Source organism: Cellulomonas sp. B6, assembly GCF_001462455.1.
In the GTDB taxonomy this organism is placed as follows: domain Bacteria; phylum Actinomycetota; class Actinomycetes; order Actinomycetales; family Cellulomonadaceae; genus Cellulomonas.
In genome coordinates this window covers 20,613-30,127 of record NZ_LNTD01000126.1, presented here as the reverse complement: position 1 = coordinate 30,127, position 9,515 = coordinate 20,613, and the positions used below count along the sequence as shown (strand labels likewise).

General features: G+C 76.1%; 9 protein-coding genes. 7 read left to right on the top strand and 2 right to left on the bottom strand.

Features of this window, described 5'->3' with window-relative positions; translation table 11 throughout:
• Positions 1–49: 49 nt before the first annotated feature.
• The 4 genes from wrbA to ATM99_RS11920 all read left to right on the top strand — a co-directional run bounded on the left by wrbA (position 50) and on the right by ATM99_RS11920 (position 3,597).
• Positions 50–649, top strand: coding sequence for an NAD(P)H:quinone oxidoreductase (gene wrbA / locus ATM99_RS11935; protein ID WP_082659659.1), 600 nt, complete (start codon positions 50–52; stop codon positions 647–649).
• Between the two features lie 64 nt (positions 650–713).
• A complete protein-coding gene (locus tag ATM99_RS11930; RefSeq protein ID WP_062103134.1) occupies positions 714–1,997 on the top strand; it encodes an APC family permease in 1,284 nt (427 codons plus the stop codon).
• Between the two features lie 323 nt (positions 1,998–2,320).
• The gene (gene map / locus ATM99_RS11925) at positions 2,321–3,085 is read left to right on the top strand and encodes a type I methionyl aminopeptidase (protein ID WP_082659657.1); all 765 of its coding nucleotides are present in this window, start codon (positions 2,321–2,323) and stop codon (positions 3,083–3,085) included.
• Positions 3,086–3,177: 92 nt separating this feature from the next.
• Positions 3,178–3,597 carry a hypothetical protein gene (locus ATM99_RS11920; protein ID WP_062103127.1) on the top strand — a complete coding sequence of 140 codons (420 nt, stop codon included), beginning with the start codon at positions 3,178–3,180 and terminating at the stop codon, positions 3,595–3,597.
• Here the strand turns inward: ATM99_RS11920 and ATM99_RS11915 are convergent.
• Positions 3,554–5,161 carry a DNA polymerase IV gene (locus tag ATM99_RS11915; RefSeq protein ID WP_190278827.1) on the bottom strand — a complete coding sequence of 536 codons (1,608 nt, stop codon included), beginning with the start codon at positions 5,159–5,161 and terminating at the stop codon, positions 3,554–3,556. The genes ATM99_RS11920 and ATM99_RS11915 overlap by 44 nt on opposite strands.
• A gap of 234 nt (positions 5,162–5,395) precedes the next feature.
• Entirely contained in the window at positions 5,396–6,307 is a 912-nt protein-coding gene (locus tag ATM99_RS11910) for an endo alpha-1,4 polygalactosaminidase (protein ID WP_062103126.1), read from the bottom strand.
• A gap of 131 nt (positions 6,308–6,438) precedes the next feature.
• Between ATM99_RS11910 and ATM99_RS11905 the strand changes: the two genes are divergently transcribed.
• The 3 genes from ATM99_RS11905 to ATM99_RS11895 all read left to right on the top strand — a co-directional run bounded on the left by ATM99_RS11905 (position 6,439) and on the right by ATM99_RS11895 (position 9,514).
• A complete protein-coding gene (locus tag ATM99_RS11905) occupies positions 6,439–6,966 on the top strand; it encodes a low molecular weight protein-tyrosine-phosphatase (RefSeq protein ID WP_304438278.1) in 528 nt (175 codons plus the stop codon).
• 189 nt (positions 6,967–7,155) lie between these two features.
• Complete coding sequence (locus ATM99_RS11900) at positions 7,156–8,733, top strand: class I SAM-dependent methyltransferase (RefSeq protein WP_223305034.1); 1,578 nt, start codon at positions 7,156–7,158, stop codon at positions 8,731–8,733.
• A 154-nt stretch (positions 8,734–8,887) separates the two neighbouring features.
• A complete protein-coding gene (locus tag ATM99_RS11895) occupies positions 8,888–9,514 on the top strand; it encodes a nucleotidyltransferase domain-containing protein (RefSeq protein WP_062103125.1) in 627 nt (208 codons plus the stop codon).
• Position 9,515 lies beyond the last annotated feature (1 nt).

Genomic DNA, 9,515 nt, shown 5'->3' with positions numbered 1-9,515 from the left:
GGGCGGGTGAGGATCGGTGGACCGCCAGCCGTCGAGAAGGAGCTGCTCCGTGGTCAACGTCGCGATCGTCTACTACTCCGCCAGCGGGACCGTGCAGGCCATGGCCGAGCGCCTCGAGCAGGCCGCGACCGCGGCCGGTGCGCAGGTGCGGCGCCGGCACGTCAAGGAGATCGCGCCCGCCGAGGCGATCGACGCGAACCCGGCGTGGCGCGCGCACGTCGACGCGACCGCCGACGAGCCCGTCGCGACCCCCGACGACCTCGTGTGGGCCGACGTCGTGCTGCTCGGCAGCCCCACCCGGTTCGGCAACGTGACCAGCCAGTTCCAGCAGTTCGTCGACACGCTCGGGCCGCTGTGGGCGGAGGGGAGGCTCGCCGACAAGGTCTACTCGGCGTTCACCGCGACGCAGACCGCGCACGGCGGCCAGGAGGAGACGCTGCTGTCCATCCACACGGCGGTCATGCACTGGGGCGGGATCGTCGTCGCGCCCGGCTACACCGACCCGCTGAAGTTCGCCGACGGCAACCCGTACGGCGTCTCGCACGTCACCGGCCCCGACAACGACGCACCCCTCGGCGACGCGCAGCTCGACGCGCTCGACCACCTCGCGCAGCGCGCGATCTCCGTCGCGGAGAAGCTCGCGGGCTGACGCCGGCGCCCGGCGTTCACCGTCCCGCGGCGCGGCGGCCACCCGCGTGCCCTACCGTGCGCGCGTGACCAGCCCCGCCCTCGCACGCCGTCTCGGCCTCGCCGACGCGGTCGTGATCGGGCTCGCGGCGATGCTCGGTGCGGGCGTGTTCGGCGTGTGGGCGCCAGCCGCGCGGGCAGCGGGTGCGGGGCTGCTCGTGGGCCTGCTGGTCGCGGGCGCGGTCGCGTGGGCCAACGCCACGTCGACGGCGCGGCTCGCGGCCGTGCACCCCGTCGCGGGCGGCGTCTACGCGTACGGGCGTGCCGAGGTCGGCCCGTGGTGGGGGTTCGTCGCGGGGTGGTCGTTCGTCGTCGGCAAGACCGCGTCCTGCGCGGCGATGGCGCTGACGTTCGCCGCGTACGCCGCGCCGGCCGCGTGGCAGCGGCCCGTCGCGGTGGGCGCCGTGCTGCTGCTCGTCGTGGTCGACCTGCTGGGCGTGACGCGCACGGCACGGGTCGCCCGCGTGCTCGTCGTCGTCGTGCTCGTGGCCCTCGCGACCGTGGTCGCCGCCGGTGCCGCTGCCGACGCGCCCGCGGGCCTGCCGCCCGTGGCCGACGTGCTCGCGGCGGGGCCGCTGGGCGTGCTCCAGGCTGCGGGTCTGCTGTTCTTCGCGTTCGCGGGGTACGCGCGCGTCGCGACGCTCGGCGAGGAGGTGCGCGCCCCGGCCCGCACCATCCCGCGCGCCGTCGCCGTCGCGCTGGTGACGGTCCTCGTGGTCTACGCCGTGCTGGGTGCGGTCGTGCTGCACGCCCTGGGCGCCGACGCGCTCGCGGCCTCGCGCGCCCCGCTCGCGGACGTGGTCGCGGCCGCCGGGTGGGACGCCGCGGCGCCGGTGGTGCGGGTCGGCGCCGCCGCCGGCAGCCTCGGCGCGCTGCTGGCGCTGCTCGCGGGGGTCGGACGGACCACGCTGGCCATGGCGCGCGAGCACGACCTCCCCGGGTGGCTCGCGGCCGTCGCACCCGGCCGGGCGACGCCGGCGCGCGCGACCGTCACGGTCGGCCTGGTCGTCGCCGTGCTCGTCGCGCTGCTCGACCTGCGCGGCGCGATCGGGTTCTCGTCGGCCGGGGTGCTGCTCTACTACGCGGTCGCGCACGTCGCGGTGCTGCGCGGCCGCACGTGGCGGGCCACGACGGCGCGGCGCGGGGCGACCACGGCCTGGGCGGTGCGCGTCCTGCCCGTCGCCGGGCTCGTCGGCTGCCTCCTGCTCGTCGTCACGCTGCCGCCGTCCGCCCTGGTCACGGCCCTGGCCGTCGTCGCCGTGGGCGTCGTCGTGCGCGTGGTGCTGCGGGGGCGCGCGACGACCCCCTGAACCACCGCGGACGACCCCCGGAAAACCCGTTGGCGGCCCCGCGGACGCGGCGTAGCGTCGTCGGTACACGGAGAGGAGGTGGTCCGAGACATGAAGTACTTCCGGACGCGTGAGGTGGCTGCCCGCTAGCCGCCCGAGACATCGGACGGACCGCGAAGATCCGCAGGTGCCCCGCCGGACCACCCGGCACGGGCGGCAGCGAATCCCCGCAGTCACCGCAGCCCGTGGGAGCCGCGACCTCGTCCCTCGCGGCAGGGCCCCGTCAGGGGTTCCGGCCCACGGGCTGTTCCCTGCCCGCACGCCGGCGGTGGCAGGCTGGGGGCGTGGCCCTCAAGACCCCCGCCGAGATCGAGCAGATGCGTCCCGCCGGGCGGTTCGTCGCGCACGTCCTCACGTCGTTGCGCGCGTACGCCCAGGTCGGCATGACGACGAACGACCTGGACGCGCACGCGCGCGGCCTCATCGAGGAGGCCGGGGCGCGCTCGGTGTACCTCGGCTACCACCCGAGCTTCGGCGCCATGCCGTACCCGGGGGTGCTGTGCACGTCGGTCAACGACCACGCGTTGCACGGCCTGCCGTCGGACCGGGTGCTCGCCGACGGCGACGTCCTGAGCATCGACTTCGCGTGCGACGTGGAGGGCTGGGTCGCGGACTCCGCGCTGACGTTCCAGCTCGGCACGACGACGCCCGAGGCGCAGCGCCTCATCGACACGACCGAGCGCGCGCTCGCGGCGGGCATCGCCGCCGCGCAGCCCGGCGCCCGCATGGGGGACGTGTCCGCCGCGATCGGCCGCGTCGGACGGCAGGCCGGGTACGGCATCAACACCGACTTCGGCGGTCACGGCGTGGGCCGCACCATGCACGAGGAGCCGCACGTCCCCAACGACGGCCGCGCCGGGTCGGGCCCGCGCCTCAAGCCGGGTCTCGTCATCGCCATCGAGCCGTGGTTCATGGCCGGCGGCAGCGGCTACGTGGTCGACGACGACGGCTGGACCATCCGCAGCGCCGACGGCTCCACCGCCGCGCACGCCGAGCACACGGTCGCGATCACGAAGCGCGGTCCCGTGGTGCTGACGGCACGGGACTGACCGCGCGGGCCTGACGTCGGACCCGACGCCGGTCCTGACGTCGGGCCGCGGATCCGGGCCCGCGCGCCGACGAACTCTGGCAGGGTCGGGTGATGGCCAGCGCAGACCTGCCCCACGCCCGCCCCGTCGACCCCGACGCGTGGACCGGTGAGGAGACGACGCCCTTCTACCGCGACCGCGGGTGGTGGGTGAGCACGGCGGCGGCCGTCGTGCTCATGGCAGCGACGTGGGCGACGCCGTTCGGGATCGCGACCGCCGGGGTGCTCGCGGGCGTCGGGATCGCGCTCCACCCGGGCAAGGGACGCGACGACCGGATCGTGCGCGCGGTGTACTCGGGCGGGTTCGTGCTGCTCGCCGTGCTCATGCCCACGCTCAGCGCGGGGGCCGCGGGGCTGAGCCTCGGGCAGCGGGTCGCGCAGGCCGTCGGCGGCCTGGTGATCGGGCTCGTGGTCGGCAAGGTCGTGCAGGTCAGGCGGGACGCAGCTCGGCGGGCACGGCGCTCGGCGGTGTGACGCCCACGGGCTCGACGAGCACGAGCGGGTCCGCGTCGAGGTCGAGCACGCGCGACCGCGCCGGTGCGGTGGTCGCGGTCTCGAAGCGGACGGTCGCCTCGCGGCCCCGCACGTGCACGACCCAGCCGCGACCGAGCGTCGCGTGCTCGACGTCGAGCCCGGGGCGGGCGTTGGCCTCGTCGAGCGGGCGTCCGACGGACGACGGGCCGAGCGGGCGGCCGACGACGGCCGTCGCGGACCCCGCGTCGGCGGCGTCCGCCGCGTCGAGGGCGGTGACGTCGGGGAGGTCGGGGTCCGTGACCGGGTCGGTGCCGCCGTCGTCGGCGGTGGTGCCGGTGGTGGAGTCCGCGACGTCGGGCGCGGCGTCGACCTCGGGTGCGTCGACGACCGCGAGCCGGCCGCTGACGTGGTCGTGCTCGGCGACCACGGCGCGGCGGGGCGCGTCGAACAGGTGCGCGTCGAGGTCGAGCGCGAGCTGCGCGTGCGCGGACAGCGCGTGGAACGCGACGCCGAGCAGGCGCACGGGCTCGACCACGCCCGCCGCGAGCACGGCCCGTCGCGCGGCGTCCCGCAGGTCGGCGTCGGACGCCGTGGGGTGCGGGAACGTGACCGAGCGGGTCACGGTCGAGAAGTCGGCGTAGCGCACCTTCGCGACGACCGTGCGGGCGGCGCCGCCGTGCCGCTCGAGTCGTTGCAGCGCCTCGTCGACCACGTCGTCGACGGCCGCGAGCACGACGTCGCGGCCCCGCAGGTCGGTCGCGAACGTGCGCTCGGCGCCCGCGGACTTCCGCTCGGTGGACGTGACGACGGGTCGGTCGTCGAGCCCGCGGGACATCAGGTACAGCCCGGTGCCGTGCGCCTCGCCGAGCGTCATCGTCAGCGTGTCGAGGGGCTGGCGGCGCAGGTCGGCGACCGTCCGCACGCCCAGCCGTTCGAGCGCGCCCTGCGTCGCGGGCCCGACGCCGGGGACGGTCCGCACGTCGAGCGGCAGCAGCACGTCGTCCTCGTCCTCGGGTCGCACGACGACGACGCCGCCGGGCTTGCGCAGGTCGGACGCGATCTTCGCGACGAGCTTGGACCGCGCGACGCCGACCGACACGGTGAGCCCCGTGAGCTCCGCGACGCGCGCCTGCAACCACGCCGCGGCCTCCTCGGGCTCGGGGACGCCGTCGGGGGCGAGCGCGAGGTCGGCGAACGCCTCGTCGATCGACAGCGGCTCGACCGCGGGCGTCAGCTCGCGCAGCACCCCCATGATGACCTGCGAGTACGCCGAGTACGCCGCGAACCGTGGCACCAGCACGGCCGCCGCCGGGCTGAGCCGGCGGGCCCGGGCCATGGGCATCGCGGACCGGGCGCCGTCGCGCCGCGCCTCGTACGACGCGGTCGACACGACCCCACGCCCGCCGACGCCCCCGACGAGCACGGGCCGCCCGCGCAGCGACGGCTTGTCGCGCTGCTCGACGGCCGCGAAGAACGCGTCGGCGTCGAGGTGCAGGACCGTCGCGGCATCGCGCACGCGCACGCCCGCCTCGAGCCGTTGCGCGCGATCACCTCCCCGGTCCACGGCTCCATCCTCCGTCGTCCGGCTGACACCCACCCGCCGCGCCGTCGCCACGGGTCGCCGCCGGTGGCCGACGTCCGGCCGCCCCGGGGAGGGTGAGCCCGCCGTCCGTCGCGCCCGTGCGGCCTGACGCGCGACGGATGACGGGGTGGTCGGTCGGTGGGCGGGTCGACGGCTGGCGGGGTCGGCGACGCCGTCTCCGACGGGGGCGTCGAGCGGACGGCGGAGGGTCCGCCGTCAGCAGGTCTCGTGGACGGCGGCCGGGTCGGTGCGCGGGGCCAGGTCGTGGTCGCGCAGGATCACCGACAGTCGCGGGTCGTGCGTCGCGGGGTCGGACTGTGCGGCGCAGAGGCGCTCGAACGGTGCGCGCTCGTACTCGATGTCCAGCACCACGGGGTACGCGGCCGTGTACGCGCCGCACTCGTCCCACTGCGCGCACGCCTCGGACACCACGAGGTCGGCACCGAGGGCCCGGACCGCCTCCGCGAGGTCGGGCGTGTTCTTCTGCGCGTACGCCAGGCCGTGCGCGTGGGCCCGCTCGACCAGCAGCGCCGTGAACGCGAGCGCGTCGTCGGGCGTCAGCAGGCCGCGCGAGCGCGTGAACGAGTCGAGGTTGTCGACCTCGACGGCGTCGAAGCCGCCGGCGGCGCACGTGTCGATCGACGCGCCGACGCGCTGCGCGACCCGGGCCCGCAGGTCGGGCGTCGACAGGTCGTACAGCACCTCGTCGGGCCACCCCGGGTCGACCACGGGCTCACCGTCGTCGTGCAGCACCAGGTCGGGCTCGTCGCGCAGCACCGCGGCCGTGTCGCCCGGCTGGGTCTGGAACCCGTTGACGTAGCAGATCGCGTACGGCCCGGCGGGCTGCTCGGTGGAGTCGCGCGCGACCGCGACCGAGTCGGTAGCCGGCTCGTCGGCGCCGCCGAGCTGGTACTCGAACGGCGCACCGGCGGGCGGCAGCGGGACGTCGAGCGTGGCGGCGCCCGACGGCGCGGCGGGTGCCTCGACGCCCGGCGCGGGGACGGACGGGGACCTGCCCGGGACGTCGGCCCGCGCGCACGACGCGAGCGGCACGACGCACACGACGACGGCGACGGCGACGGCCGGGTGCAGACGCCGCCGACGGCTCGGAGCGTCCGGTCGCGGCACGCCGCCACTGTAGGCGGACGCGCGTCGCGGACCCGCGGCCGTGCACGTCGTCGACGCGCATCGTCGACGCGCGGGCGTGCCGCAGACCTCGGCGCCGACGAGCCGCCCGCACGGCCTGGGAGGATGGACGCGTGAGCCGCCCGTACCGCGTCATGACCGTCTGCACCGGCAACATCTGCCGCTCCCCGATGGCCGAGGTGGTGCTGCGGCAGCGCCTGGCCGACGCGGGCCTCGGCGACGTCGTCGAGGTCGACTCGACGGGCGTCAGCGACGAGGAGCACGGCAACCCGGTGGACCCGCGGGCGCGCGCGGTGCTGCGCCAGCACGGCTACCCGACGGGCGAGGGGCACCGCGCACGGCAGGTGCGGGCGTCGGAGCTCGCGGAGCGTGACCTCGTGCTGCCGATGACGGCCGCGCACGCGCGGGCGCTGCGACGGCTGGTGGACGGCGACCCGGCGCTCACGGACCGCATCCGGATGCTCCGCACGTTCGACCCCGCGGCGCCCGCCGAGCCGGGCCAGCCCGAGCACGTGCTCGACGTCGACGACCCCTGGTACGGCCCGGACTCCGGGTTCGAGACGACGCTCGCCGAGATCGAGGCGGCCGCGGACGGGATCGTCGCGCACGTGCGCGCCGCGCTGGACGCACTGGACCGCTGACCCGTCCGCACCCGCGCACCTCGCCCCGCGTTCCCCGCTCGTCGACGGACACCCTCGCGGACGACGGACAGCCGCGTGCCCGTGTCCGTGGAGTCCTCAGCCTGTCCGTCGACGGGCCTGGTCGCGAGGCGCCCGCGTCGGTGACGCCCGTGAGGTGACGGCGGCGCGCGTGTGGCAGCGTTGCCGTCCGTGCCTGCGATCCGTCACGTCCTTTTCCCCGGCCGTCACCACCTGGTCACGGCGTTCCAGGTGGCGTACCTGACCGACCTGCTCGCGGGGCGCGTGCGCGACTCCGCGGGCGAGTCGGTCGAGTGCGCGCCCGACGCGCGCGTGGTGTGGGCGGTGACGTCCGCGACGCACAGCGGCACGCGCCGCAACCCCGTGCCGGCGCACCGGCGCGAGGCGATGGTCGAGGCGGTGACGACGCGCGCGGGGCTGCCGTCGCTCGTCGTGCCCGTGGCGGACGTGCCGCCGAGCCCGCGGTTCGCGCACACCGTCCTAGCGACGTCCGAGCTGGTGCTGGGTGCGCCGCTGACGCCCGCTGACACGGTGGTCGCGTGCTCGACGCCCGAGGTCGCCGCGATGTACGCGGCCGAGGGCTTCCGGATCGCGACGGTCGAGGCGGGTGCGCCCGGCGACCCGGACCGGCCGTGGGTCGTGCTCGAGCGCATGGTCGCGGGCGACGACGCGTGGCGGACGCTCGCGCACCCCGAGGCCGTCGCGTTCTACGAGCGGTACCGGCTGGACGAGCTCGTGCGCCTGGTGCACACCGACCCGACCGTGCAGGACGACGGCGACCTGACCGCGACGCGCGACTACGCGACGTACACGGCGGCGTTCGACGACGCGTCGGACCGCAAGTGGGCGCAGGTCGCGCCGCACGTGCGCCCGGGGCGCGTCGTCGACCTGGGCTGCGCGGCCGGGGGCCTGCTGGAGCGCGCCGCGCGGGACCCGCGCCTCGCGGAGTCCGACCTGTACGGCGTCGACGTGTCGCGGCACCTGGTCGCGGAGGCCGAGCACCGCCGCGCGCAGGGCGTGTTCGCCAACCCGAACGTGTTCTTCGCGCAGCGCAACCTGCTGCTGGGGCCGGTGTTCCCGGACCGCTCGGTCGACACGACGACGACGATCGCGCTCACGCACGAGATCTCCAGCTACGGCGCGGGCCGCGCGGACCTCGAGCTGCTGGCGCGTCGGATCTTCGCGCACACGCGCCCGGGCGGCGTGTGGATCAACTCCGACGTGCTCGGCCCGGCCGACCCCGACCGCGTCGTCGACCTCGTGCTCGACGGCGACGGCGACGTGCCCGCGCGCGACCTGGACGCCCTGCCGCGCGCCGAGGCCGCGGCGCACGTCGCGGGCCTGGACCCCGCGGCGCGCTTCACGCAGTTCGCGCACGACTTCCCGCGGCTGTCCGGCGCCGACGTGAGGTACGAGTGGGTCGCGGGCGAGGACGGCCGCAGCGTCGCGCGCACGTCGCTGCGCACCGCGATGGAGTACCTGTGCACCCGCGACTACACGGACTCGTGGCTGTCGGAGTGCCACGAGCGGTTCTGCGACCTCACGGGCGACGACTGGGCGGACCTCCTGACGGGCGTCGGGTTCGAGCTCGAGCCCGGCAGCGGCCCGTGGCGCAACGACTGGCTCGTCGAGCACCGCCTGCGCGTCGGCGCGGCGCTGCGGGACCCGGCGACGGGCGGGCCCGTCGACTGGCCCGACACGCACACCCTCACCGTCGCGTGCCGCCCCCTGGTCGCGGTCGCGTCGTGATCCGACGCGCTCCGCACCGGCGCGGCGTGGACGTGGTCGGCGATCCCGCGCTCGCGGTCGGGCGGAGGAGGGGCTGAGGGGAGCGACTCGGCGGCGCGTCGAGAATGATCGACGAAAGTCGAGAATATTCGACAGTCGTCGACATCATCGGCGGATGGACGTCGCCCGCCCGCTCGCCGTCGTCGCGCCCACGCTCGACGCCGACGTGCTGCACCGGCTGCTGCGCGCAGAGGGTGCCGCTTTCACCGCGGGGCAGCTGCAACGTCTGATCCCGGAGCGATCCGTCGACGGTGTGCGCCGCACGCTCGAGCGGCTCTCGCGCCAGGGGGTCGTGAACGCCGTGCACGTCGGCCACGCGATCACGTACCGACTCAACTCGGACCACCTCGCGGTGCCGGGACTTCGGCTGCTCGCGGCCCAGCCGGTCGAGCTCGTCGTCAGGATGTCGCGGCAGCTCGACACGTGGCCGGTCCAGCCGCTCTACGCATCGATCTTCGGGTCGTGGGCCAGGTCGCAGACCACCGAGACGTCCGACGTCGACCTGCTCGTGATCCTCCCGACCGCCGCCGCGGACGAGGTCGAGGCATTCGTCCGGGATCTGGAGGACCGGGTCCACGCATGGACCGGGAACGATGCGCGGGTGCTCCTCCTGGACCAGGACCAGGTCCGTGACGAGAGCCTGCGGCCCGTGCTGCAGAACGCGCAGCGTGACGGGGTCCGGGTCGCGGGCGACGAGCACTGGCTGCGTCGTGCCCTCCGACGCGCGGCGGCGCCGTCGTGAG

Coding starts and splice junctions, on each gene's coding strand:
- ATM99_RS11895 (WP_062103125.1), top strand. CDS start 8,888: ATGGACGTCGCCCGCCCGCTCGCCGTCGTCGCGCCCACGCTCGACGCC.
- ATM99_RS11920 (WP_062103127.1), top strand. CDS start 3,178: ATGGCCAGCGCAGACCTGCCCCACGCCCGCCCCGTCGACCCCGACGCG.